At 63.0% G+C, this 25,078-nt stretch carries 18 protein-coding genes and 1 tRNA gene; 5 read left to right on the top strand and 14 right to left on the bottom strand.

What is annotated here, in order from left to right:
• Positions 1-27 precede the first annotated feature (27 nt).
• The 5 genes from ACSMXN_RS15795 to ACSMXN_RS15815 all read right to left on the bottom strand — a co-directional run bounded on the left by ACSMXN_RS15795 (position 28) and on the right by ACSMXN_RS15815 (position 6,665).
• The gene (locus ACSMXN_RS15795; RefSeq protein WP_027139332.1) at positions 28-975 is read right to left on the bottom strand and encodes an ABC transporter ATP-binding protein; all 948 of its coding nucleotides are present in this window, start codon (positions 973-975) and stop codon (positions 28-30) included.
• The gene (locus tag ACSMXN_RS15800) at positions 972-3,287 is read right to left on the bottom strand and encodes a branched-chain amino acid ABC transporter permease (protein ID WP_455407602.1); all 2,316 of its coding nucleotides are present in this window, start codon (positions 3,285-3,287) and stop codon (positions 972-974) included. Before ACSMXN_RS15800 ends, ACSMXN_RS15795 begins: the two co-directional genes overlap by 4 nt.
• Positions 3,284-4,231, bottom strand: coding sequence for a branched-chain amino acid ABC transporter permease (locus ACSMXN_RS15805; RefSeq protein WP_022912822.1), 948 nt, complete (start codon positions 4,229-4,231; stop codon positions 3,284-3,286). Before ACSMXN_RS15805 ends, ACSMXN_RS15800 begins: the two co-directional genes overlap by 4 nt.
• A gap of 147 nt (positions 4,232-4,378) precedes the next feature.
• Positions 4,379-5,578: a branched-chain amino acid ABC transporter substrate-binding protein gene (locus ACSMXN_RS15810; RefSeq protein WP_022912821.1), complete on the bottom strand. Its 1,200-nt coding sequence runs from the start codon at positions 5,576-5,578 to the stop codon at positions 4,379-4,381.
• A 424-nt stretch (positions 5,579-6,002) separates the two neighbouring features.
• Positions 6,003-6,665, bottom strand: coding sequence for a response regulator (locus ACSMXN_RS15815; protein WP_081649065.1), 663 nt, complete (start codon positions 6,663-6,665; stop codon positions 6,003-6,005).
• Positions 6,666-6,761: 96 nt separating this feature from the next.
• On the opposite strand from ACSMXN_RS15815, the gene ACSMXN_RS15820 reads away from it, so the two are divergent.
• Positions 6,762-6,843: transfer RNA gene (locus ACSMXN_RS15820), tRNA-Leu, on the top strand.
• A gap of 200 nt (positions 6,844-7,043) precedes the next feature.
• Positions 7,044-8,468, top strand: coding sequence for an aminotransferase class V-fold PLP-dependent enzyme (locus ACSMXN_RS15825; protein ID WP_027139329.1), 1,425 nt, complete (start codon positions 7,044-7,046; stop codon positions 8,466-8,468).
• 52 nt (positions 8,469-8,520) lie between these two features.
• Here ACSMXN_RS15825 and tesB read toward each other — a convergent pair whose 3' ends face one another.
• The 4 genes from tesB to gltB form a co-directional block, all read right to left on the bottom strand.
• Positions 8,521-9,429 (bottom strand): acyl-CoA thioesterase II, encoded by a 909-nt coding sequence (gene tesB, locus ACSMXN_RS15830; RefSeq protein WP_022912818.1) that lies wholly within the window; start codon positions 9,427-9,429, stop codon positions 8,521-8,523.
• On the bottom strand, positions 9,419-10,849 hold the full coding sequence (gene pyk, locus ACSMXN_RS15835; RefSeq protein WP_027139328.1) for a pyruvate kinase: 1,431 nt from the start codon (positions 10,847-10,849) through the stop codon (positions 9,419-9,421). Before pyk ends, tesB begins: the two co-directional genes overlap by 11 nt.
• A gap of 57 nt (positions 10,850-10,906) precedes the next feature.
• Complete coding sequence (locus tag ACSMXN_RS15840; protein WP_022912816.1) at positions 10,907-12,784, bottom strand: Na+/H+ antiporter; 1,878 nt, start codon at positions 12,782-12,784, stop codon at positions 10,907-10,909.
• Between the two features lie 130 nt (positions 12,785-12,914).
• Complete coding sequence (gltB, locus tag ACSMXN_RS15845; protein WP_027139327.1) at positions 12,915-17,546, bottom strand: glutamate synthase large subunit; 4,632 nt, start codon at positions 17,544-17,546, stop codon at positions 12,915-12,917.
• Positions 17,547-17,731: 185 nt separating this feature from the next.
• On the opposite strand from gltB, the gene ACSMXN_RS15850 reads away from it, so the two are divergent.
• The gene (locus tag ACSMXN_RS15850) at positions 17,732-18,448 is read left to right on the top strand and encodes an ankyrin repeat domain-containing protein (RefSeq protein WP_022912814.1); all 717 of its coding nucleotides are present in this window, start codon (positions 17,732-17,734) and stop codon (positions 18,446-18,448) included.
• Positions 18,445-19,215, top strand: a complete 771-nt coding sequence (locus tag ACSMXN_RS15855; RefSeq protein WP_022912813.1) for an ion channel — start codon at positions 18,445-18,447, stop codon at positions 19,213-19,215. Before ACSMXN_RS15850 ends, ACSMXN_RS15855 begins: the two co-directional genes overlap by 4 nt.
• Here the strand turns inward: ACSMXN_RS15855 and ACSMXN_RS15860 are convergent.
• Together ACSMXN_RS15860 and lgt are read right to left on the bottom strand one after the other, a co-directional pair.
• Positions 19,144-19,875: a VIT1/CCC1 transporter family protein gene (locus ACSMXN_RS15860; protein ID WP_022912812.1), complete on the bottom strand. Its 732-nt coding sequence runs from the start codon at positions 19,873-19,875 to the stop codon at positions 19,144-19,146. The two genes, ACSMXN_RS15855 and ACSMXN_RS15860, sit on opposite strands and share 72 nt — an antisense overlap.
• Positions 19,844-20,926, bottom strand: coding sequence for a prolipoprotein diacylglyceryl transferase (lgt, locus tag ACSMXN_RS15865; protein ID WP_022912811.1), 1,083 nt, complete (start codon positions 20,924-20,926; stop codon positions 19,844-19,846). Before lgt ends, ACSMXN_RS15860 begins: the two co-directional genes overlap by 32 nt.
• 169 nt (positions 20,927-21,095) lie before the next feature.
• Here lgt and ACSMXN_RS15870 point away from each other — a divergent pair, with 169 nt between their 5' ends.
• Positions 21,096-21,905: an SDR family oxidoreductase gene (locus tag ACSMXN_RS15870; protein WP_022912810.1), complete on the top strand. Its 810-nt coding sequence runs from the start codon at positions 21,096-21,098 to the stop codon at positions 21,903-21,905.
• A gap of 72 nt (positions 21,906-21,977) precedes the next feature.
• Here ACSMXN_RS15870 and trpA read toward each other — a convergent pair whose 3' ends face one another.
• From trpA to trpC, 3 genes are all read right to left on the bottom strand, one after another.
• A complete protein-coding gene (gene trpA / locus ACSMXN_RS15875; protein ID WP_022912809.1) occupies positions 21,978-22,775 on the bottom strand; it encodes a tryptophan synthase subunit alpha in 798 nt (265 codons plus the stop codon).
• Positions 22,772-24,010: a tryptophan synthase subunit beta gene (gene trpB / locus ACSMXN_RS15880; RefSeq protein ID WP_022912808.1), complete on the bottom strand. Its 1,239-nt coding sequence runs from the start codon at positions 24,008-24,010 to the stop codon at positions 22,772-22,774. The genes trpA and trpB overlap by 4 nt, the downstream gene beginning before the upstream one ends.
• Before the next feature lie 209 nt (positions 24,011-24,219).
• Positions 24,220-25,032 carry an indole-3-glycerol phosphate synthase TrpC gene (gene trpC, locus ACSMXN_RS15885; protein ID WP_022912807.1) on the bottom strand — a complete coding sequence of 271 codons (813 nt, stop codon included), beginning with the start codon at positions 25,030-25,032 and terminating at the stop codon, positions 24,220-24,222.
• Positions 25,033-25,078 lie beyond the last annotated feature (46 nt).

Here is a 25,078-nt window from a genome sequence, read left to right on the forward strand (position 1 = left end):
CGCTCATGGGGTCACTGCGATGCTCGCTCATGAACTACCTTCCTCTTCGTTTGCGCTCCGATGCGCACCCGATGAAGGCGGCTCTGTCGGACGCTGTTCTTGCGATGCCGGAGCATCGAGCTTTGCGGTTTTCGCCGGCTCGTCCTCGTCGGTGGTGCCGAGATAGGCAGCAATCACATCTGGATTCCGTTGAATCTGCTCCGGAGTACCTTCAGCGATCTTCTCGCCGAAGTTCAGCACGACCAACCGATCTGCAATCGACATAACGAGTTTCATGTCGTGTTCGATCAGCAGCACTGATACTCCGTCCTCGCGATTGATCCGAGTTATCAGAGCGGCCAGATCGCGCTTCTCGGCGGGGTTGGTCCCCGCGGCCGGCTCGTCCAGCAGAATCACACCTGGGTTTGTGCCGAGCGCACGTGCTATCTCGAGTCGCCGTTGCTCGCCGTAGGCCAATGAGCCGGCAAGTTCGTTGGCGCGTTCGGTCAGGCCGACGAAAGAAAGCAACTCATACGCCCGCTTGGTACTTTCGCGTTCCTCTCTACGCTGCCAGGGCATTCCCAGCATCGCAGCGATCGGCCCTGCCTTCTGCCGGGTCTCGACTCCGACCTTCACGTTCTCCAGGGCAGTCAGAGCCGGGAACAAACGGATGTTCTGAAACGTCCGCGCAACCCCCAGTCGGTTGACGATGTGGGTCTTGGCCCCGAGGACGCTTACCGGAGTTTCTCCAACGCGCGCAGCAAGATTGATACTGCCTTCTTGCGGTGTGTAAACACCGGTGAGCGAGTTGAACAGCGATGTCTTGCCCGCCCCGTTCGGGCCGATGACCGCGAGAATCTCGCCGCGATACATCTTCAGGCTCACATTGTTGAGGCTTGTCACACCTCCGAATCGCAGCGTCACCGAGTCCACGTCGTATACGACGTCACGCTGATCTGCACCAGAGACGAGGGTTGCTTCGTTCACTGCGGTCATGCTCGTACCCCGTCCATTCCTTCGCTGTCGGCGACGGCTCTGACTTCTGACGCAGGCGCCGTGCTCAACCCCTTCAATTCTGCCGCACGCCGCTTGGCCGGAATAAGACCCTGCGGACGGAAGATCATCATCAGCAGGACGATTGCGCCGATCCACATTTGACGGTCCTCGGCTGGGACCTGGTCCTTCAAGAACTCAGGTAGCCAGGTCAGCACCGCGGCACCGGCCATCGCGCCGGGCAGCGAGCCCATACCACCGAAGACCACGTACGCAACAACGAGAATCGAGTTGTTGAGGATGAAGTTTTCCGGGTTGATGTAGCCGATCTGCGATGCAAAGAACACGCCCGCAACACCCGAGGTCGAAGCGCCGATGGCAAACGCCAGCAGTTTCACTCGAGTTGTGTTGATGCCGGTGGCCTGCGCGGCGATCTCGTCCTCGCGGATTGCCGCCCAGGCACGTCCGAGCCGTGAAGCTTCCAGCCGGCGGAACAACAGCACCACGATGACGATCAGGACGAGCAGCAAGTACCAGTACTGCAAGTTGTTCTGACCCCAGATGACTTTCAGTGGTCCCAAATGGATGACGGGATGCGGAATGCCAAAGGCACCCTTTGGTCCATTCGTGATATTGCCCGGGTTGTTGTTGGCGATGATCCGGATGATTTCACCGAAGCCAAGCGTGACGATGGCCAGATAGTCCCCGCGTAATCGCAGCGTTGGCGCGCCTAAGGCAACGCCTGCTAAGAGACACACCAGGATCGCGATCGGAATCGCAAGCAACGGACTGAGATGCAGCCACGAAGGCGGCTGATGCGGCAGCGCACCCGTCAGGTATGCCGTCGTGTAGGAGCCGATCGCGTAGAAGGCGATGAAGCCGAGGTCCAGAAGACCGGCCCAACCGACGACAACGTTCAACCCGATCGCGAGCAGTACATAGATGCCGATCTCGGAAACGAGAACCTTCTGCCAGAAGCCGGTCGCGGTCGGCGGGTAGAACAACGCCGCGGCGATCACGACGAAGAGAAACATCTTCGTCGTACCAGGCGCGGTCCATCCACCACCCACTGTGTCCGACGACCTAGCGGCCGGCCTATTCGCAGGCTCCCGAACGGCACCCGTTGCTGTTGCTGACGCCGCCGACGTCGTGCTCAGTTCCAACTGTTCGCCGGGCGCACCCAACGTAGCCACCACAGCCCCTGCCCCTGCGAGCAAGAAGAACGCCGTACAGGCCATCCAGGCACCGGAACCGAGGTTTTGCCATGGGCCGGTTGCGCCATCGCGTCCGGCGGACGCAGCGAGATCTGTCAAGTCGTACATTGCGATCAAAGTCAAGATGAGAGCGATCGCACCGATCAGGACCGCTGCCCAGCCGAGGATCTTACGGCGCCAATAGCTAGCGGCGCCCGCGACGAGCACGCTGACCACGAACAGCACGTAGCCGAGCCACGCTAGGTATTGGTAGGCGAGATTTGCCAGACCAGTCCCTTCGAAGATGTCCTTCGTATCGGACAGCGTTGCATTGCTCGCCTGTGGCGAGAACCAAGTTGCCTTGGTGAAGGCAAGCAGACCGATGATGAGACCGAGTACGACCAGCGGCATAGCCGGCCGCCAGGCGAACACCCGATTGATGAACGCACGAGTGTCTGCAGTGTCCGTCTTGGAGAGGGCGGTTGCGATCGCGGCGGAAGCGACCGTGAGATAGCCGATGAGTGCAACGCCGGCACCGAGCGAATGATCCGGCGGCCCACCGTGGTCAAGCAGATAGCTACGCACCGCTGAATGAGAGGTGTATGCCCAAATACCCGCCACCACGGCGAGAACCGCTGTCACCCATGCCAATGCTCTCAGCGCAAGCACGATTGCGGCAGTGCCTAGCGCTAGCGTCAGCACGAGCAGGATCCAGCCGAAGTAACCTGCGAAGAACAATCGCGCCGCGGGGGCCAGACCACTGGTGTCAGCGGCCTTGCTCGCAACCGACGTGAACTTGCCATCGCCGGTGCGGGGGTCATCAGACCATTTCAGAAGAGTCAGCGAGACGCCGACAGTCAGTATTCCGATCGCTAGCGGTCGCACGCCCGGTCGTAGCAAGTACGGCCTCAGGTAGGGACCGAACGTCATGAGCAGGAATACGGCGACCCCGATGAGGATGAAGATGAAGATGCGGGGCGAATAGATCGCCTCACGGAAGGCCAAGCCGTAATCGTCTTGCGAACCCTCCTGGGGCCCGATCATCAAGGCCAGCACGAACGCGAGAGCCATACAACCCATGAACCGCTTGAACAACGGCGATGTGAGGAAACTGGGTTTCATGCTGCCCGCCCCAATCGCTCGCCGAGGATGCCGCTAGGTCGAACCACCAAGATAAGCACCAGAACCACGAAGGCCACCACGTCCGTCCAGGCCGTGCCTATCCAAGGTGAACCCGTCCAGGGGGCAGTCGGAACCAAGTTCTCCACGACGCCGAGCAACAATCCACCGAGCATGGCGCCGCGGATGTTGCCGATGCCACCGAGCACCGCTGCGGCGAACGCCTTGACACCAGGTATGAACCCCATCGTGTTGGAGAAGGTGAAAGCCGTGCCGAAGAGGAATCCGGCGGCGCCGCCCAGCGCGCCACCAATGATGAACGTCCGCGAAATCGTCTTGTCGATATTGATACCCATGAGTGCCGCGGTGGGCGCATCTTCAGCCACGCCGCGGATGCTGCGGCCAAGCTTCGTCCCTGACACCAGCCGATCCAGAAACACCATCATGATCAGCGCGCTCACGATGATCGCCGTTTGAATAACGGTCACCCGCGCACCGAAGATCGTGAACACGGTCCGATTCTGTTGAAAGTATGGGGGGAACTGGTTGTTGGTGAATCGGTTGAAGAGCTTGCCAGCCAGCTGCGAGAGGAAGAACGACATCCCGATCGCGCTGATGAGAAAGGCAAGCTTGGGCGCACCTCGGCGTCTCAGCGGCCTATAAGCGACGCGCTCTATACTCCAAGCTATGACGGCGCCGGTGAGCGCACCCGAGCCCAAGCCAAGGATGAAGACGAGCGTAGCGGCATACCACGGTAGAGACTTGCCGTCTCCGACCACTGAGTGAATAACGATATAGCTACCGAACGCGCCGGACATGAACACCTCGCTGTGTGCGAAGTTGATCAATTGCAGAACGCCGTAAACAAGGGTGTAACCAAGCGCGATCAGGGCATACATTGAGCCTCGAGTCAGCCCGAGGATCAGGTAGTTCATAAATTCGGTCATGCGGGCGCCTTCCGGGCGGGAGATGCAGACGACGGGTATTCGACTGGCTCTGGCAAGGGTTGTGGCGCGCTGATGGCTCCGTCGGTTCGATCAGAACCGACGGAGCCTTCACCGCTTAGTGAACTTGAGCTCCCTACCAGGTGGGGGTTAGCTCTGGTCCTTCAGGAGACCAACAGAGACGATCTGGCCCGCCTTCTGCGTGTAGAGACTGACCGTGGTCGTGCCAGCAGGTTCGCCGTTGGGGCCGAACTTCACCTCAGTCGTGATGCCTTGGTAGTCGATCGTCTTCACTTCAGCCAAGACGGAGGCCTTGGTGACTGCGCCCTTGGCCTTGGCGTTCTTGATCGCCTGAATCAAGGCGTTGGTCGCATCGAAAGCCTCAGGTGAGTACGTCGAAGGCGGGGTGTTGTATGCCTTCGTGTAGTCAGCTGTGAACTGCTTGGCGTTCGGAGCGATCGTGGCATCGAGGCAACCACAGGTGAAGAACACGCCATCACCAGCAGCGCCGGCACCCTTGGTGAACACCGAAGACTTGACGCCGTTACCACCGGCGATGACACCCTTGTAGTTGTCAGCCTTGAGAGCCTTCACAAACAGGGCTGCCTGAGCGTCGTAGCCGCCGTAGAAGAGCGCGCCGGCACCCGATGAAACGACGGTCTGGGCAATTGCGCCATAGTCAGTCGTCGTCGCTGCGACACCCTGGCGAACGGTCGTCACGTTCTTCGCCTTGAGTTCTGTCTGCACGGCGTCGGCGACACCCTTGCCGTAGTCGCTCTGGTCATCGACGATGAAGACCTTCTTGAGGCCCTTACGTGCCAACCAGTCGGCGCCCTGGGTGCCTTCGATGTTGTCGTTCGGGATGACCCGGAAGAAGGTCTTGAAGCCCAGCGTCTGCAGCGTCCCGTTTGACGCCGACGGGGTGATCATGGCGACGCCCGCGTCCCCATAGGTGTTGCCGACGGCCTTGGTTGCACCCGAGAAACTCGGGCCGATCTCGCCGACGACCGTCGGGTCCTGCAGGACCTGAGCCGCGGCGGCGGGAGCCTTGGACGGGTCACCCACATCGTCAGCCTTGAGCAGTTTCAACGTGAAGCCGAGGTCACCCTTGGCGTTTGCCTGGTTTATGGCAAGTTCCGTGGCATTGACCTCGTTGATCCCGAGCTGCTGGTTGTCGCCGGACAACGGCCCTTCGAACGCGATGGTGTACGTGCCACCACTGCCACCACTGGCGCCGCTTGAGCCGCCAGCCAGGCCCTTGTCATTGCTCTTGCTGTTGGAACATGCGGTGAGCGCGAGCGCACCGATTACACCTACTACGGCGATTTTCGCCAGGGACTGAGTCCGCACTGACGTTTCCTCCCTTGTTCTCGGCGCTCGACTTGGGCACCGGGTTTAACGCTGACAGCCACCGAAGTCCTGGGGCATCCGTCCGTGGGAACAGATATCGGATAACTGTGCGTCGCACGCTAGCGCGCTAAGAAGTCGTTCGGGTCAGAAATCCAAAACAACCGAGCTGTCGTAACCAAATCGCGTCCGTAATGCAGTCGGGTGTAACACGGACGTCCGTTTTCTACGAAAAAAGTACCGGGCGGTGACGATGGCTGTTACTCCAAACCGACGCATCTCAGCACTGACTGACTCGCTGACCGGGGTTTTGTCGACTTTTGACGATTACGTCGCCTTCGCAGCCAAGGCGCTCATCCGATCATGGGTCTTCGCAGCCAAGGCGCTCATCCGATCATGGGTCTTCGCAGCCAAGGCGCTCGTCCGATCATCCGTGACCGGTCTCGGTCAGGACCAGCTCTGCCACGGCGCGCATTGTGGTGCGCTTGTCCATCGCAGCCCGCTGGATCCACCGGAACGCCTCGGGTTCGGACAGCCGATGCTCGGCCATCAGGACACCCTTTGCACGTTCGATCAGCTTTCGGGCCTCCAGTCGATCCTGCAAACCCTCGACCTCGGCCTCTAAAGCCCGAATCTCGGCAAAACGGCTCGTCGCCATCTCGATCGCCGGCAGCAGGTCGCGTTTGTGAAAGGGTTTGATCAGGTAGGCCATGGCGCCGGCGTCTCGGGCGCGCTCGATCAAATCGCGCTGGCTGAAAGCGGTCAGGATGACGACCGGCGCGATCCGCGCACCAGCGATGTGCCCAGCCGCGGTGATTCCGTCCATTTTTGGCATCTTTACGTCACAAATAACCACGTCTGGACGGAGGTCCTTCGCGAGTTCTACAGCCTTCTCACCGTCGGCAGCCTCGCCCACGACCTCGAAACCCTCCTCGATGAGCATCTCACGCAGATCGAGGCGGATAAGCGCCTCGTCCTCAGCGATGAGGACCCGTCGGCTAACGGCGGCGGCCGGTTGTGCGCTGGCTCGCGCCGACGCCGACCCGACTGCTGACGCCGCATCGTTGGCTGCTGTTGCCTGCTCGACCACGTAGCTCACTACCTTCGCTAGTCTCGGCGACCGATACTCCGTTGGACCGGTGCACGCCGCCAAAGCCTATCGGGCTACTATCTAGCCTGGCTTCAAGCCCCTGTGGCGGAACTGGCATACGCGGTGGTCTCAAACACCATTGCCGAAAGGCGTGTGGGTTCGAATCCCACCGGGGGCACCGAAATCCATCGCTGCGCACGTGAAAAGTCACGTGCGTATGCGATGGCTTGTCGCCCACGGTGACCGCTGCCGTCCAATGCTCTTCAGTCATATCCGAACGATTGGCCGGGCGTGTTTCAGCAGCATGGCTCTTGCCGTAAAAACCCAGTGACCGGTGAATCCGGGCGATCAGTAGGTTCAGCTGTTATGAGCGAGCACATGACTCCTGACGAGTTCCGCCACCACGGACACGAGGTCATCGATTGGATCGCTGACTATTACGAGCGAATCGAATCGTTTCCGGTGCTGTCGCAGGTAGCACCGGATTACCTCCGGGGTCAGCTTCCCTCCGAGCCTCCGGAGCACGGCGAGGGCTTCTCCGGCATCCTCGCCGATCTGGACCGCGTGATCATTCCAGGCATCACGCATTGGCAACACCCCGCTTTCTTTGCCTTCTTCCCGGCCAACGCGTCCGGACCGGCCATTCTCGGTGACCTGCTCGCCTCCGGACTCGGAGTCCAGGGAATGTTGTGGGCCACCTCCCCCGCGGCAACCGAACTCGAGACACTCGTGATGAATTGGCTGGCCCAGCTCCTCGACCTGCCACCCCGGTTTCGTTCCGACCTTCCTGAGGCGCCCGGCGGTGGGGTCATCCAGACGAGTGCTTCCGACGCTGCATTGGTGGCGCTCCTCGCCGCGCTACATCGGGTCAGCCACGGCGCAACTGAAGCCGACGGGGTGGCAGCAGGCCGTTTCACCGTCTACACGTCGTCGCAAACGCACTCGTCAGTCGAGAAAGCCTGCCGGATCGCCGGCCTTGGCTCGGACGCACTTCGCAAGATCGCGATCGACCCAAAGACTCAAGCGGCCGATCCCGCGCATCTCAGGGCGCTACTCGCCGACGACGTGTCTGCCGGGTACGAACCTGTCATGGTTGTCGCATCGGTTGGCGCGACCGGTACCGGAGCGATAGACCCGGTACCGACGCTAGCGGACCTCGCCCGACAATATGGCGCGTGGCTACACGTCGATGCTGCCTGGGCGGGAGTCGCCGCTGTCTGCGAGGAGTTGAGATTCATCAATGACGGCCTGGATAAAGTGGACTCCTACACCACGAACCCGCACAAGTGGCTGTTGACCAACTTCGATTGCAATGCGTTTTGGGTAGCAGATCGGGCAGCCTTGATCGGGGCACTGTCGATCTTGCCCGAGTTTCTGCGGAACTCCGCGACCGAGTCCGGTGCCGTCATCGATTACCGCGATTGGCAAGTGCCACTGGGTCGCCGGTTCCGGGCGCTCAAGCTGTGGACGGTACTGCGCTGGTACGGCGCGGACGGTCTCGCCGCACATATCCGCAAACACGTTGCACTAGCAGCAGAATTCGCGTCTTGGCTCGATGCCGACGAACGATTCGAACTCGTCGCGCCGCATCCTCTCGCGCTGGTGACATTCCGGCTGGCCGAGGGCGACGACGCCACGCGGGCCGTTCTCGACGCGATCAACCAGAGCGGTAAAGCCTACTTGACGCACACTGTCGTCAACGGCAAGACAGCGATCAGGATGGCAATCGGATCGGTGCTGACCGAACGGCGCCACGTCTACGCGGTCTGGCAACAAATCAGTGCCCTGAGCCGTAAGCCCTGAGCCATTGAGCCCTGAGCAGCTACGCAGTGAACTACTGTGCGATGCGCAGGTTTTAAGAGATCTGTTCGGTGACATTGGGCAATCGGACGACGCCCTCTTGTGCGACGCTGACGACATGGCGACCGTCCTTGCTGAAGAACCGGCCTGTCGCCAGGCCACGGCCACCAGTCGCAGACGGCGATTCGGACGTGTAGAGAAACCACTCATCGGCCCTGAACTGGCGGTGAAACCACATCGCGTGGTCGAGGGAGGTCACCGAGATCGGGTCGAGCCGTGCTGCCAACCCGTGGTGTATCACAACCGAGTCCAGCAGCGTCAGGTCAGAGGCGAAGGTGACCGCACAGACATGCAGTAGCGGATCATCGGGCAGCGTGCCGTTAGTGCGCATCCAGATTCGGTGTGGTTGATTCTCTCGCGGCCCTAGATCACGTTGTACCCACGGTGGATCGTCGACGTAGCGGACGTCAAAGGGCTGCGGGATGTACCGCGCAACCGCCTCGAGCGCAGGATAGCCCCGGATGCGTTCATCAAACGTTTGCAGCGATTCCGGCTCTGGCACCTGTGGCATCGGCACCTGATGATCGATGCCACCTTGCGGGAGCTGAAAGGACGCGGACAGGATGAAGATCGTGAGCCCGTGCTGCACGGCAATGACCCGCCGGACGGAGAACGAACCACCGTCACGAACGCGCTCGACGGTGTAGACAATCGGCACGTTGGGATCACCAACCCGGATGAAATAGGAGTGCAGCGAATGCACGACGCGATCGGCCTGCACGGTTCGCCCAGCTGCTACCAGCGCTTGGCCTGCCACCTGCCCGCCGAACACGCGCTGCATTGCCACCTTCGGACTCGTGCCCCGAAAGATGTTCACCTCGATCGGCTCCAGGTCGAGGAGGTCGACCAGAGCGTCGACGACTGCCTGACCTGTCGGCAGCTTTGGTTCGGCCTCAGCGGTCACGTTGCAGGACGCCTCCAATGTGGTGGACGCGGATGGTGTTCGTCGCTCCGGGAGTCGATGGTGGTGTACCTGCGACGATAACCACCAAATCATCGGGGCGACACACCCGTTGCGCCAACAAGGCCGAGTCGACCTGCCGCACCATCTCATCCGTGGTGTGCACTGTCCAGACGAGGTGTGCTTCAACCCCCCACGAGAGGGCCAATTGTCGTTGGACGTTCTGCTCCGGCGTGAAGGCGAGCACCGTCTGATGCGCATGCAACCGGGCGAGGCGCCGCGCTGTGTCACCGCTCTGGGTGAACGCGACCAGCGCTGTCGCGCCGAGTGAATCGCCGATCTCCTTTGCGGCTTTGGCGATAACGCCGCCAGGGGTGCGAGGCTCGTGCAGCAGCGCCGCAACATCCACGCTGTTCTCCTCTACCGAGGTGATGATCCGCGCCATCGTCGCGACGGTCTGAATCGGGTACGTCCCTACGCTCGTCTCGCCGGAGAGCATCACCGCGTCCGCGCCATCGAGAACCGCGTTGGCGACATCGGACGCCTCTGCTCGGGTCGGACGGGAGTGGCTGATCATCGATTCGAGCATCTGGGTTGCGACGATGACCGGCTTGGCGTTGTCACGGCAAATCGCCACGGCCCGCTTCTGGATGATCGGCACCTGTTCCAGAGGCATCTCCACGCCGAGATCACCTCGGGCGACCATGACACCGTCGAAGGCCAGGACGATGTCGACGAGCCGGTCGACTGCCTCGGGCTTCTCGATCTTGGCGATGACCGGACGGCGTATGCCGATACGGTCCATCACTTGATGCACGAGTTTGATGTCATCAGCCGATCGCACGAATGACAATGCGATCCAATCGACGCCCAGTCGCAGCGCGAATTCGAGGTCGTCGATGTCCTTCTCGCTCAACGCGGGCACGCTGACGGCCACGCCGGGAAGTGACAGGCCCTTGTTGTTGCTCACGGTGCCGCCCTCGGCGACATCGCACACCACGTCCGTACCGTTCTCGATCGCAACCGCCACCAGGGCGACGTTGCCGTCATCGACCAGCAGCTTGTCGCCAGGGCGAACGTCAGCCGCCAGCTGTTTGTACGTCGTGGACACCCGATCGTGGTCACCTTCGATGTCTTCGACGGTGATCCTGATCCGTTCGCCCGTAGCCCAGACGACCGGTCCGTCAGCGAAGCGGCCCAGCCGAATCTTCGGGCCCTGCAAATCGGCGAGCGTGGCGACGTTGCGACCGGCAAGTTCGGCGGCCGAACGCACCGCATGGAAGCGGCCCGCATGATCTGCGTGCTCGCCGTGGCTGAAGTTCAGGCGGGCTACGTCCATACCCGCCTCGACCAGAGCACGGGTGCGTTCAGGCGCATCAGTGGCGGGACCCAGGGTGCACACGATCTTTGCTCGACGGCTCACGGTGCTCAACCCTAAACGTTACCGGCCACACGTTGTCAGGCGCATCACGTTCGCGGCCTACCCGAGCAAGGCGTCGACGTAGCACCATCGCCACGCCTCGCCGGGTTCCACGCTGCGCATCACCGGATGCTGAGTCCGGTCATAGTGCCGGTCAGCGTGCTGACCGGGGGACGAATCGCAGCAGGCGACGTGCCCGCACGTCAGGCACATCCGCAAGTGCACCCACTCCAGACCCTCTTCGATGCATTCGGTGCACTGTCCGGGGTGGTCAGGACGCTGGGTTATCGGCGCCGCCTGGAGGTGCTCGCAAGCTTCGGCGGCCGTCGGAGGCAAGAGGGGCTCCTCACGGATCTCATCTTCAGCCGTGCTCAGCCGGTCGATGGTCGATTCCTCGAGGTCGAGCAAGGCCATTGCCGCCTGCAACACCTCTTGATCAAGCTGGCCGGTATCGCGGACTCGCAGTACCTCGGCGCGTTCGGCTGACAACATTTGCAGGCGCACCCGGCGGTACTGCTCACTCGGCGTAATCACATCCGACTCGTTGGGGCCGAGCCGTTCCCATGCCGCGTTCGTGCGTTCGTCGAGACGGCGGCGCAACTGTGCCTGGATGTCTTCAGAGATCGGGGGATCGGCGTGTGCCGCCGCTTTATCCAAGGCTAGGCGTCCAGCCAGCGCCGACTGTTGGAGTAACCCCGCCAGCTGAAGTGCGTCCTCAGCCCGGCTCGGTCCGCGTAGGTTCAGCCGACGGATGAGCATCGGTAGCGTCGTGCCCTGAATCAGGAGTGTGCCCGCCGTGACGACCAGCGCGGCGAGGATGAGGACTGAACGGTATTGCGACGGGGGCAGCGCGAAGGAGGCCGCCAACGTCACCACGCCGCGCATACCGGCCCAACCGACGACCGCGACCTGTCGCGGGGCGGGCGGCGTTTCGGACCGGCGGATAGCGGGAATCAGCTGCGGCAGGTACGTCGCGGGGAACACCCAGATCAAGCGAAGCACGATGACGGTAGCCAAGATGGCCGCGCACGCTCCGATGATCTGCGGATGTGCGAGGCCGGCATTCCAGGCATCGTTGACGATGTTTCGGACCTGCAGACCGATGAGCAGGAACACCGAGCTCTCGAGCACGAAGTCGACGGTCCGCCAGTTCGTCCGCTCGGCGATTCGAGACGCGGCGCTCTGCCACACCGGTGCACGGTGGCCCAGGATCAGGCCGGTCACCACCACCGCGAGCACCCCAGAGGCGTGCAACCCCTCCGCCGGCAGATAGGCGGCGAACGGCGCTAGAAACGACAGCGTCGTGTCGAGTACCGGGTCGGTGAACAGACGACGGAGCTGGCCCAAAACCACCCCGACAACGACACCGACGAGGACGCCGCCGCAGGCCGCCCAGAGGAAGTCGCCGGCGACGTGCAGCACGCTGATCGAGCCTGCCGCCGCTGCGATGGCGGTGCGCAGGGCCACCAACGCTGTCGCGTCATTGAGTAGTGATTCGCCTTCCAGAATCGTGATCATTCTTCGCGGCATGCCGACCCGTCGGGCGATCGCCGAGGCGGCCACGGCGTCAGGTGGCGCAACCACCGCGCCGAGCGCGACCGCAGCGGCGAACGGCACTGGTAGCACCAACCACGTCACAACCCCGACGCCGAAGGCTGTGAAGATGACGAGGCCGACCGAGAGCAAGCCGATGGCCCGCCTGTTTGCTTTGAAGTCCACCAACGAACTTCGAATCGCGGTCGTATACAACAGCGGTGGCAGCAAGCCGACGAGAACGAGATCCGAGGTGATCTTGACGTCGGGGATGAACGGCAGGTACGACCCGAGGACGCCCGCCGCTGTGAGCACCAGCGGTTCGGACAGCCCGAAACGTCGTGCAAGCACGGCTACCGACGCCGCGGCAGCGACGAGCAGCACGAGCCCGGTCGCCAGATGCATGGCTCAATCCTCGCAGTCAGGCGGCTGCCCGCGGCCGGGCCATCCGTTCGGTGCAGGCAATCACATCAATCAACGCACGCCGTCGGTGCAGGTGGCACATTTGTCCAGCCGCTCCATGCGACCGGACGCGTCAGCGCTGTGCTGCCGCCATCACGGCTTCGTCGACGTCGCGCCCCTCTGCCATTGCGCTCTTCGTTGCCTCGATGACCCGCTTGTAGTCCCGCGGCATGATCACCGAGAACCGACCCACAGCCTGGTCGAAGTCAGCGAGCAACGCCGCAGCGATCGTTGATGAGGTGAGTTCGGAGTGCCGCGCGAGAATGGTGTGCAGAGTATCGACTTGATCTGCCGATACCTCCTCGATCTCAACCAGCTCGCCATTGACCAGGTCGGTATTCAGATCGAGCACAAAGGCGATGCCGCCCGACATCCCAGCACCCAAATTACGACCTGTGCGGCCCAGGATGACCGCGATACCGCCCGTCATGTACTCCAGCGCATGGTCGCCCGCGCCTTCAGTGACTGCGGTGGCACCAGAGTTGCGGACGCAGAAGCGCTCCCCGACGATGCCTCGCAGGTAGAGCTCACCTGATGTCGCACCGTAGGCGATGACGTTGCCGGCTATGACGTTGTTCTCGGCCACGAAGGTCGCCTGCTCGTGTGGACGAACTGAGATCGTGCCACCGGACAGGCCTTTGCCGACATAGTCGTTGGCATCGCCGAACAACCTGATCTGCACACCCGAGGGCAGAAACGCGCCGAGGGATTGGCCAGCCGAACCCCGCAGCGTTATGTCGATCGTCCCTGGCGGCAGTCCGGTGGCCCCGTAGCGACGCGTGACCAGTGACCCGAGCATGGTGCCCACCGTGCGGTTCACGTTGCGCACAGGCAATTCCAGGGCGACTGGTGTCCCGTCTAGTAACGCGCCTTCGCACAGCTGGATGAGGGTGTTGTCCAGTGCGGCATCCAGGCCGTGGTCCTGCTCGACCCGCTTGGTCAGAGCCGTGCCCGGTGGCGGGTCAGGCATCGTGAGAATGGGGGTCAGGTCGAGGCCGTCTGCCTTCCAATGGTCGATTGCAGCCGCCGTGTCCAGGAACTCGGCGTGACCGATTGCCTCCTGAAGCGTCCGGAATCCGAGCGAAGCGAGGATCTCCCGGACCTGCTCGGCGATGTATTCGAAGAAGGTCACAACGAATTCCGGTTTACCCGTAAACCGAGACCGCAACACGGGATTCTGGGTCGCGACGCCGACCGGGCAGGTGTCCAGGTGGCACACCCGCATCATGACGCAGCCCGAAACGACCAGCGGCGCGGTGGCAAACCCGTATTCCTCGGCCCCAAGCAACGCGGCGATGACGACATCGCGTCCCGTCTTCATAGCACCGTCAACCTGAACCGTGATCCGATCACGCAGACCGTTGAGAATCAGCGTCTGCTGTGTCTCGGCCAGGCCCAACTCCCATGGCATGCCCGCGTGTTTGAGCGAGGTGAGCGGCGCGGCGCCGGTGCCGCCGTCGTGGCCGGAGATGAGAACTACGTCGGCATGCGCTTTGGACACGCCCGCCGCGACCGTTCCGACGCCGTTTTCTGCCACCAGCTTTACGTGAATACGAGCCGCCGAGTTCGCATTCTTCAGATCGTGAATCAGCTGAGCCAAGTCCTCGATCGAGTAGATGTCGTGATGTGGGGGCGGCGAGATGAGACCGACACCCGGAGTCGAATGCCTGGTGCGGGCGATCCATGGGTACACCTTGTACCCGGGCAGTTGACCGCCCTCACCGGGCTTGGCGCCCTGCGCGACCTTGATCTGAAGATCGTCGGCGTTGACCAGGTAGTGCGAGGTGACACCAAAACGGCCCGATGCGACCTGCTTCACTGCCGACCGGCGAAGGTCGCCGTTCTCGTCGGGAGTGAAGCGCGTGGCGTCTTCGCCGCCTTCCCCTGAGTTCGAACGAGCGCCGAGCCGGTTCATGGCGATCGCGAGGGTTTCATGCGCCTCGGCGGAGATGGAGCCGTAGGACATCGCACCGGTCGCGAATCGCTTGACGATCTCGGAGACGGGTTCGACCTCGTCGATCGGAACCGGCGCGCGCCGACCGATCTTGAGCTCGAACAGGCCCCTCAGCGTCGCACCCTCGCGACTGAGCCGATCGACCTCAGCGGTGTACTCACCGAACGTGTCGTAACGACGTTGCCTAGTCGCGTGCTGCAACTTGAACACGGTGTCCGGGTTGAACAGGTGGATCTCGCCCTCACGCCGCCAGGTGTACTCACCGCCGATCTCGAGCTTGCGGTGCGCACGCGCGGTCGGCGTCGCCGGGAAGGCCTGAGCGTGCCGAGCAGCTACCTCGGTGGCGATGACTTCGAGGCTGATACCACCCAACTTGTGGACCGTACCGGTGAAGTACTCGTCGATGACCTCGTCTGACAATCCGAAGGACTGGAAGACCTGCGCACCGGTGTACGAGGCGACCGTGGAGATGCCCATCTTTGACATGACCTTCAGGACGCCCTTGGAAAGACCCTTGATGTACTTGGTCAATGCCGGCTTCGGGTCCGCCTTCGCGCCGTTGGCTCCGGTCACACCTCCTTCGATGATGCCGGAAACAACCATGTCTTCGATGGTCTCGAATGCGAGGTACGGATTGACCGCGGCCGCGCCGTAGCCGATCAGCAACGCGATGTGGTGCACCTCGCGAGCCTCGCCGGTCTCTACCACGAGACCTACTTTCGTCCGTTGACCGGTCCGAACGAGGTGGTGGTGCACCGCAGAGGTGAGCAGCAACGACGGGATCGGCGCATGGTCGGCATCGCAGTCACGATCGGAGAGGATGAGAATCCGCGCGCCGGCATCTATCGCGGTAGAGCATTCCTCGCGCACGCGCTGCAGGGCTGCCGTCAGCGCCGGGCCGCCGCCGTGCACCCGGTAGCGGCCGTCGATGAGCGCGCACTGGAAGCCAGGGAGGTCGCCGTCAGCGTTGACGTGCCAGATCTTGGCCAGGTCATCGTTGTCGAGCACCGGCGCCGGCAGGACGATCTGGCGACAGGACGCCGCCGTTGGATCAAGCAGGTTGTATTCGGGCCCGATAGATCCCGATAACGAGGTCACGAGCTCTTCGCGAATGGCGTCGAGTGGGGGGTTGGTGACTTGGGCGAACAGCTCGGAGAAGTAGTCGAAGAGCAGCCGCGGACGCTTGGAAAGCAGGGCCAGTGGGGTATCAGTGCCCATCGACCCGAGCGGCTCACCGGCTGCCGTTGCCATCGGCTTGAGGATGATGCGCAATTCCTCCTCGGTGTAGCCGAACAACTGTTGCCGCCGCAGTACTGACTCGTGTGTGTGTACGACGTGTTCGCGACTCGGAAGCTTGTTCAGATGCAGCAGACCGGCGTGCAGCCACTCGCCGTACGGCTGCTCGGCCGCCAAGCCGGATTTGATCTCGTCGTCATCACGAATCTGACCGGCCGCGGTGTCGACCAGGAACATCCGTCCCGGCTGCAGACGACCTTTAGCGATAACGGTGGCCGGGTCGATGTCGATCACACCGGCCTCGCTGGCCAGGATCACCAGATCGTCGGAGGTCTGCCACCAACGACCCGGGCGCAGACCGTTGCGGTCCAGAACCGCCCCGATCACCGTGCCATCGGTGAACGTCACGCAGGCAGGGCCATCCCAGGGCTCCATCAGGGCTGCGTGAAATGCGTAGAAATCGCGTCGCGCCTGGTCCATGCCCTGCCCAGTTCGCTGGCTGAGTTCGGCGGCGTTCTCCCACGCTTCGGGGATCATCATCAACACCGCATGCGGCAGACTCCGCCCGGCAAGATGGAGCAGTTCCAGTACCTCGTCGAAGGATGCGGAATCCGAGGCCCCCGGTGTGCAGATCGGGAAGAGTCGGCTGATCTCGGCCGAGCCATCCGGTCCGGTGAGCACGTCCGAGGCCAACATGGCCTGTCGGGTGCGCATCCAGTTGCGGTTTCCACCAACTGTGTTGATCTCACCGTTGTGGGCGATCATCCGGAAGGGTTGCGCCAGCGGCCACGACGGGAATGTGTTGGTCGAGAACCTGCTGTGTACCAACGCGATCGCCGTGGTGAATCGTTCATCGGACAGGTCTGGATAGAAGGTCGCAAGCTGCGCAGTCGTGAGCATGCCCTTGTAGACCATTGTTCGCGAGGAGAGCGACGGGAAGTAGAGCTCATCGCCCGATTCCCCGACGAGGCGTTCGGCGACCTTACGCAGCGCGAATGCCCGGCGTTCCAGCGCCAGGCCGCTCACCCCATCGGGCGCGCTGAACACCGGCTGTTCGAACACCGGCATCACGCTCAGGGCAGTGGGGCCCAAATCGTCGGAGACGGTCGGAACCTCGCGCCAGGCCAGCAACTCCAGGCCCTCGTCCTTGGCGGTGTCGGTGACGACCTCTTTGACGCGGGCGCGCTGCGCGGAGTCCGTCGGCAGAAACGCAATTCCGGTGATGTAGGAGCCCAAGCTCGGCAGCTCAACGCCGGCGGTCTCCGGGTTCTCAGCCCACACCGCGCGCAGGAATTCGTCGGGGATACCCACCGTCAAGCCGGCGCCGTCGCCGCTGGACGGTTCAGCGCCTGCGGCACCGCGATGATCCATGTTGTGCAGCGCGACGAGCGCGTCTTTGACCAACGAATGACGCGGCCGACCCTTGAGGTCGGCAAGAAACGCGACGCCACAGGAGTCGACTTCATTGCGCGGATCGTAAAGACCCTGCGCTGCGGGCACTGCGGAGAATTGCACGCGTGCTCCCTCGCTCGTGAGGGCTCGACTTTCCGGGCCCTCGGCTGAATCAAGCGGGACAGCGTCGGCCCGAAACATGGTGCTTTTTTTCAAGATTACCTGGGCAGGTCCAGCGGGGGCGAACGGGTTATCTGTGAGCCATCTCGCGTGACCCGTGAACGCCCAGAAAATGGCAGAGTGTTGGCATGTCCAACGGCGAGTCCACTGACGGTGTGCCTGATCTGAATGTCTCTGACCTCGACAGCAAGGCCTTCTTCGCTGCCATCCGAGAGGGAGATCTGGCCGAGGTGCGCCGGCTACTGGACGAAACCCCAGAGCTTTTGAGCGTTGCAAGCCCGGAGGGCGCTTCGGCGGCTCTCACTGCCCTCTACCACGGCCATGCACCACTCGCTGACGAATTAGCTGCGCGGACCGGTTCACTGAGCGCCTTCGAGGCTGCCGCGTTCGACGACACCGATCGGCTGGCGGAGCTGATCACGGCAGACGCAACGGTGGTGGACTCCTGGTCAGCCGACGGCTGGCAACCGTTACACCTGGCTTCATATTTCGGCCGGGCGGAAGCGGCGAGGGTGCTGTTGGACTCCGATGCAGTAGCTGACGAGCCGTCGCGAAACCCGCAACACCTACAGCCCTTGCACGCCGCGACTGCGGGGCGTCATTCCGAACTCGTCTGGCTGCTCATCGCCTCTGATGCGCCGATCGATGCCCAGCAGCGCGGTGGCTGGACACCCCTGCATGCTGCGGTTTCCAACAACGATCTGCCATCGGTCAAGGCTCTGCTGGCAGCCGGCGCCGACCCGTCGATCTCGAATGACAAGGGGGTGTCGGCGCGGCAGCTGGCGGCCGAGCTGCCCTCCGACACGACCGGTGTTGCGATTCGCGACCTCATCGACAACGCATGACGGCGAGCTCGCGCCTGGCCGGCAGCCGGCCGTCGGAAACGCTGCTCGACCGGTTGCGAGGCCAGCCGTCAGCCGTCCTGCTCGCAGTCCAGTTGCTCGGCGTATTGATCTATCCGTTCTTCGGCGATTCTCGGGCGGGCTCGTCAGCAGTGTCGATGTTCGGTCTGGTCGTGCTCGCGCTGGCGATCTGGGCTGTGGAAACGACCGCCTGGACAGTGTGGGTATCAGTCTTGCTCGGGGTGCCGGCAGCGATTTTCGCCGTTCTGCAGGTCATCGATGACAGCCGCATCTGGATCGGCTGGGGCTCGGGATTCGAAGCGGTCTTCTACTTCTATGCCGCGGGCAGCCTCATCACCTACATGCTTGCGGACTTCACCATCACGCGCGACGAGCTCTACGCCGTCGGTGCGACCTTCACGCTGCTCGCGTGGGCGTTCGCGCACCTGTTCATGGTGACCCAGATCGTCTGGCCCGGCTCGTTCATCGCTACCAATCCGGCAGGAGATCGCACCTGGATGGAGCTGCTCTTTCTCAGCTTCACCACGCTCTCATCGACGGGACTCAGCGACGTGTTGCCCGTACAACCGCACGCCCGCAGCTTCGTCATGATCGAGCAACTGGCCGGACTCGCCTACGTCGCCATGATCGTGTCGTGGATGGTCGGCCTCACCGTCGCCCGAGCCCGGAACCGCGCCTTAGCCGCCGGTAGTACCGAACAGGCTGCCGATGCCGTACGTAACCGCGCCGGAGACCAGCCCGATCAATAGTTGCCGGCTGCCGGCATACCACCACGACCGGGTCGTGAATCGAGAGGTGATCGCCCCGGTCACGAACAGGCCGACCAAGGCGAGAACCGCCGCGATCGGAAGCACCTTCGCGGCGAAGAAGAACGGCGCCAGGGGGATGAAGGCGCCGATCGAAAAGGCGACGAATGACGAAATCGCAGCGACCCGCGGATCCGGGAGGTCATAGATATCGACGCCGAGCTCCTCCTGGGCGTGAATCTCCAGCGCTTGCTGGGGATCTTGGGACAGCTGTTCGGCCACGAGTTGCGCGAGCTCTGGATCGACACCACGATCGATGTAGATCTGGGTCAGCTCGGCCAGTTCGGCGTCGGTGTTGTGCACGAGCTCTCGGCGCTCGACATCGACCTCCGCCTGCATCGACTCGTTCTGGCTGCGGACGGATATATATTCGCCGCTGCCCATCGATATCGCACCGCCGACCAGCCCGGCAACGCCGGCCAGTATGACTGGACGCGCCGTGTCGGAGGCAGCAGCAATCAATGCCACGATCGCGAAGTTCGAGACCAGCCCATCCACCATGCCGAAGACGGTCGGACGGAGCCAGCCGCCCGAAACATCCCGATGTTCGTGACCGATCTCGTGTTCGGCATCACCGATCGGGTGATGCAGATCCGCTGGCATCGTTACCGGCCTCTCCGACTGGCGCGGGCTCGCCGCTCGGCTTCCCGGACTCGGGGTCAACTGCATGCTCCGATGCTAGGTCCGGCGCGGCGGGCAGGTTCGAGTCAGGACCGCCTAAGTCCGACTCTGCGGCCAGCGAAGACTTTGTGGCAGGCGAGGTCTCCGCGGCCAGCGCGCCGCCGCCGGCAGCTGCCGGCGGCCCCTTTCGAGCCGTACTTCGCTCCTTGCCCCGCTGCCGAATGAAGATCACCAGTCCGCCGAGGAAGACCAGAATGGCCACCCAGTTGTTCACCCGCATGCCAAGAATGTGGTTGGCGTGGTCCGAACGCAGCGATTCGATCACGTACCGCCCCGCGGTGTAACCCATCACGTAAAGCGCAAAAACCTGCCCGCGGGCGAGCCGGAATCGTCGATCGGCCCAAAGCAGCAGCACCCCGACCACGACGTTCCATATCAATTCATAGAGAAAAGTCGGCTGATAGTAGCCGCAGATCGATTTCCCGATATCGCCGAACGTGCAAGGTTGCGGGCGCCCGTTAGCGACGTCCATGTCGTGGATCGCGAGCCTCCAGGGCAGCGTCGTTGCCCTGCCGTAGAGCTCATTGTTGAACCAGTTCCCCAGCCTGCCTAGCGCTTGGGCAAAGATAACCCCGGGCGCCGCGGCGTCTGCGAACGCGACGAAGCTCAAATTGTGCCGGCGACAACCTATATAGGCGCCCACGCCACCCAGCGCGATCGCGCCCCAGATGCCCAGACCACCGTCCCAGATCTTGAAAGCATCAAGTGGGTGCCGGCCCTTTTCGAAGTAGAGCTCCGGGTCGGTGATGACGTGATAGATCCGGCCGCCGAGGATGCCGAAGATGACGGCCCAGCCCGCAACATCACCGACATCGTGCTCGCCACCTCCGCGTGCACGCCAGCGGCGGTTTGTCAGCCATATCGCGAGCAAGATGCCAGCGACTATGCAGAGCGCGTAGATGTGGATCGGGAGCGGACCGAGGCGGATGACGCTGACTGTCGGGCTGGGGATGGCCGCTTCAAGTCTCTGCACCCGTTAACCGTAGATGGCCGCCCGTTGGGCACCGCACGACGGGCAAGCCACCGGCCACCTCTTGGCTTGCCCGTCGTGCGGAGCATGATCGCGTAACGTCCGGCTCGCCCAGAATCTCATCGCGGCATTTCGAATGTCAGTGCGGCGTCTTTGAAGGGAAGGACCTCCGATGAAGGAGCTGTCGAATCGGGTCGCCGTGATCACCGGCGCGGCCAGTGGCATCGGTCGCGCCACCGCACTCTCACTGGCACGCCGCGGAGTCGATGTCGTCATCGCCGATCTCAACGAGGAGCGAATGGCCGAGGTGGCGTTCGAAATCGAGGCGGCTGGCAGGCGCAGCCTGGCGATTCGCTGCGACGTTTCCGACATCGATGACCTGACGAATCTGCGTGAGCAGGGTGTGGCGGCGTTCGGGCGAGTCGACATCGTGATGAACAACGTCGGCCTGCTGGCCTTGGGACTTCCCACCGACATTCCGTTGCAGGAGTGGGAGCGAACGGTGACCGTGAACTATTTGAGCGTGGTTCGCAGCATGCATATCTTCGTACCGATGATGCTCGAACGAGGCTCCGGCCACATCGTGAACACAGCTTCGACAGCCGGGCTGATCCCTTATGCGTTCGACCGACTGCCCTACGCCTCCACGAAGGCCGCAATCATCAATCTGTCGGAAAACCTCGCATTGTTTGCCAAACCGCGCGGAGTGGGCGTGACCGTCTACTGTCCGGCCGGCGTGCAAACCAACATCGGCGAAGGAATGCGTTTCTTCGGCGACCACCGCGACATCAGCTCACCAGACCTGCCGACAATACCGGCGGAGGAAGCCGGCGAGCAGATCGCGAAGGCAATCGAGGACGATCAGTTGTTCGTGGTTTCGACGCCCGGCGCGGCCGAACTTTGGCAGTCGCTGGCCAGCGACGCCGATGCGTACGTAAACCGAGAGATCGAAGTCAGGGCCCGAAGAGTTCGCGATGCGTAGCTGTTCACAATGCGTATTTGTTCACTGCGTAGCCGTCACAATGCGTAGCTGTCACAGTGCGTAGCAGCTGAATCAGGGGCGCCGTACCCCGGCGGCAAGCTCCTGGGCGAGCACACCCGCCGCCTTTACCCCTGCCGCATCAGGCGAATCGAGCAGGCACCGCACGAAGGCCGATCCGACGATCACGCCATCGGCGAAGGCGGCAACCTCGGCCGCCTGATCGGCATTCGACACGCCCAGTCCGACACACACCGCGATGTCTGGCGCCAGGGTGCGAACCCGGGAGACCAGATCCGTCGCCGTACGGCTGACTGCCGCCCGCACTCCAGTCACGCCCATCGTGGACGCTGCATAGACGAACCCTCGCGAAGCTGCTGCAGTCGATACCACCCGGGCGTCCGTCGAGGACGGAGCGACGAGGAAGACCCTATCGAGATCGTGCTTATCGCTGGCGGCTGTCCACTCCCCCGCCTCCTCCGGGATCAGGTCAGGCGTGATGGCACCAGCACCTCCAGCCGCCGCAAGGTCAGCCGCAAACCGCGAAACCCCATACTTCTCAATGGGGTTCCAGTACGACATCACAACGGCTACCGCGCCGGCCTCGTGAACCGCCGACACAGCAGCAAACACGTCTTGCAGGTTGACGCCCGCCCGAGCCGCCGGATCGACGGCTGCCTGAATGGTGGGGCCGTCCATGCCCGGATCGGAGTACGGCACTCCGACCTCGATGATGTCCGCGCCGCCGGCGACCATAGACACCATCGCCTCGATCGAGCGCGCGACGTCCGGATAGCCAACGGGGAGGTAGCCGATCAGCGCAGCCCGATTGTCCGCGCGGGCGTCGGCGAGGACTTGCGCCAGGGCGCTCATGCCGGATCGCCGGGGATGAGTTCTTGCCCAGTGAGTTCCGACGTCAGGCCAAAGTATCTCGATGCCGTTTCGACATCCTTGTCGCCGCGGCCGGACAGATTCACCAGGATCACCGCATCGGAGCCGAGTTCGTTGCCAAGGTCGAGGGCACCGGCCAGAGCGTGCGCGCTCTCGATCGCCGGGATTATGCCTTCTGTCTTGCAAAGCAGCGAAAACGCATCCATTGCTGCCTTGTCGGTCACCGGGCGGTATTCGGCCCGTCCGGTGTCGTGCAACCAGGCGTGCTCCGGTCCGACCCCGGGGTAGTCCAGACCCGCAGAGATCGAATGAGACTCGATGGTCTGGCCATTCGCGTCCTGAAGCAGATAAGAACGGGCGCCGTGCAGCACCCCAGGTGAGCCACCGGTGATCGTCGCCGCGTGCCTGCCGGTCTCGACGCCGTCACCGGCAGCTTCAAGACCAACTAGTCGGACGCCGGCATCGGGAATGAAGTCATAGAAGATCCCGATCGCGTTCGAGCCTCCCCCGACGCAGGCGGCAACGACATCAGGCAGCCGACCGACCCGTTCGAGGACTTGGGCCCGCGACTCCTGACCGATGACCCGATGGAACTCGCGCACCATCAGCGGTATGGGGTGCGGTCCTGCCGCCGTGCCGAACAAGTAGTGCGTGTTGTCGACATTGGCGACCCAATCCCGGAATGCCTCGTTTATCGCGTCCTTCAGCGTTCGCGAACCAGTTGAAACCGGGACGACCTCGGCCCCGAGCAGCTTCATCCGGGCGACATTCAAAGCTTGGCGCCTGGTGTCCTCTTCGCCCATATATACGGTGCATTCCAGCCCAAAGAGAGCAGCCGCTGTCGCGGTCGCCACCCCGTGCTGGCCTGCTCCGGTCTCGGCGATGACCCTGGTCTTGCCGAGCCGCCTCGTCAGCAAAGCTTGGCCGAGAACGTTGTTGATCTTGTGCGAGCCGGTGTGGTTCAAATCCTCGCGCTTGAGCAGCACCCGAGCGCCACCGGCATGCGCGGAGAATCGCTCGGCGTCAGACAGCGGTGATGGGCGGCCGCCGTAGTCGCGCAAGAGCCGCGTCAGCTCGCCGCGAAACACCGGATCAGCCTGGGCTCGCGCGAATTCGACGTCGATCTCGTCGAGGGCGGCAACCAGCGCCTCAGGGACAAACCGGCCGCCATACGGCCCGAAGTGGCCAGTGCGGTCGGGAACAGCGGTTTCTGACATTGAGTGGGCGACAGAGTCAGACGGCGAAGGGGACGAACTGATGGTCATGGCAATACTCCTGAACGGAAGGCTTTGCTGGGGTGGGGCAGGGCGCGGACGAAACCGTCAGCGTCGCCATCGCCCGCTTGATACAGCCGGATCCTGCAGGGTCGCCGAGCCGATCAGGGTCGCGGAGAGCGGGCGCAGAGTCGACACCATTGCTCGCGCCTTCATCGGGAGGTCCGAGGCGTCGCGGGATGAGAACCGGCTGTCACCAGGTCAGCTACCGCCTGACGCGGATTACCTGAGGTCACCAGGCCCTCGCCGACCAGTACGGCGTCAGCGCCCGCCGAGGCGTAAGTGAGCAGGTCGTGGGCGTCTCGCACGCCGGATTCGGCTATCTTGACCACTCCGCTCGGCATTCCCGGAGCGATTCGCTCGAAGATCGACCGGTCGACCTCGAGGGTCTTGAGACTGCGGGCGTTCACGCCGATGACTCGAGCACCGGCATCGAGGGCCCTGGAGGCCTCCTCCTCGTCGTGTACCTCGACGAGTGCGGTCATACCCAGCGATTCGATCCGTTCGCGAAGTCCGATGAGTGCGTTTTGTTCCAGGGCAGCCACGATCAGCAAGACCAGGTCGGCGCCGTGAGCGCGAGCTTCATGCACTTGGTACGAGCTGATCACGAAGTCTTTACGCAGTACCGGGATGGCCACGCAGGCTCGAACAGAATCGAGGTCGCCGAGCGACCCGCCGAAGCGACGCCGCTCGGTGAGCACGCTGATCACCCGGGCGCCACCGATTTCGTACTCTGACGCCAAGCCTGCGGGATCAGAAATCTCGGCCAGCGCGCCCTTGGACGGGCTGCGTCGCTTGACCTCGGCAATCACCGCGACCCCAGGGGCACGCAGGGCCGCGAAAGCGTCCAAGGCTGGCGGCGCGGCCTGCGCCGCAGCCTTGACCTCGTCCAGGCTGACCAACGCTTCACGCGCGGCGAGGTCCTCGCGTACGCCGACAATGATGTCGTCGAGGACGTTGGACACGATGCTCCCTCGGTCGAGGCGGACTCCAGTTACCGACCCTCTTCGG

It is taken from the genome of Parajatrophihabitans canadensis, assembly GCF_053764775.1.

Excerpts from the sequence above, each read along its gene's own strand:
- ACSMXN_RS15795 (WP_027139332.1), bottom strand. The coding sequence starts at position 975 with ATGACCGCAGTGAACGAAGCAACCCTCGTCTCTGGTGCAGATCAGCGT.
- ACSMXN_RS15800 (WP_455407602.1), bottom strand. The coding sequence starts at position 3,287 with ATGAAACCCAGTTTCCTCACATCGCCGTTGTTCAAGCGGTTCATGGGT.
- ACSMXN_RS15805 (WP_022912822.1), bottom strand. The coding sequence starts at position 4,231 with ATGACCGAATTTATGAACTACCTGATCCTCGGGCTGACTCGAGGCTCA.
- ACSMXN_RS15825 (WP_027139329.1), top strand. The coding sequence starts at position 7,044 with ATGACTCCTGACGAGTTCCGCCACCACGGACACGAGGTCATCGATTGG.
- ACSMXN_RS15840 (WP_022912816.1), bottom strand. The coding sequence starts at position 12,784 with ATGCATCTGGCGACCGGGCTCGTGCTGCTCGTCGCTGCCGCGGCGTCG.
- ACSMXN_RS15850 (WP_022912814.1), top strand. The coding sequence starts at position 17,732 with ATGTCCAACGGCGAGTCCACTGACGGTGTGCCTGATCTGAATGTCTCT.
- ACSMXN_RS15855 (WP_022912813.1), top strand. The coding sequence starts at position 18,445 with ATGACGGCGAGCTCGCGCCTGGCCGGCAGCCGGCCGTCGGAAACGCTG.
- ACSMXN_RS15860 (WP_022912812.1), bottom strand. The coding sequence starts at position 19,875 with ATGCCAGCGGATCTGCATCACCCGATCGGTGATGCCGAACACGAGATC.
- ACSMXN_RS15870 (WP_022912810.1), top strand. The coding sequence starts at position 21,096 with ATGAAGGAGCTGTCGAATCGGGTCGCCGTGATCACCGGCGCGGCCAGT.
- trpA (WP_022912809.1), bottom strand. The coding sequence starts at position 22,775 with ATGAGCGCCCTGGCGCAAGTCCTCGCCGACGCCCGCGCGGACAATCGG.
- trpB (WP_022912808.1), bottom strand. The coding sequence starts at position 24,010 with ATGTCAGAAACCGCTGTTCCCGACCGCACTGGCCACTTCGGGCCGTAT.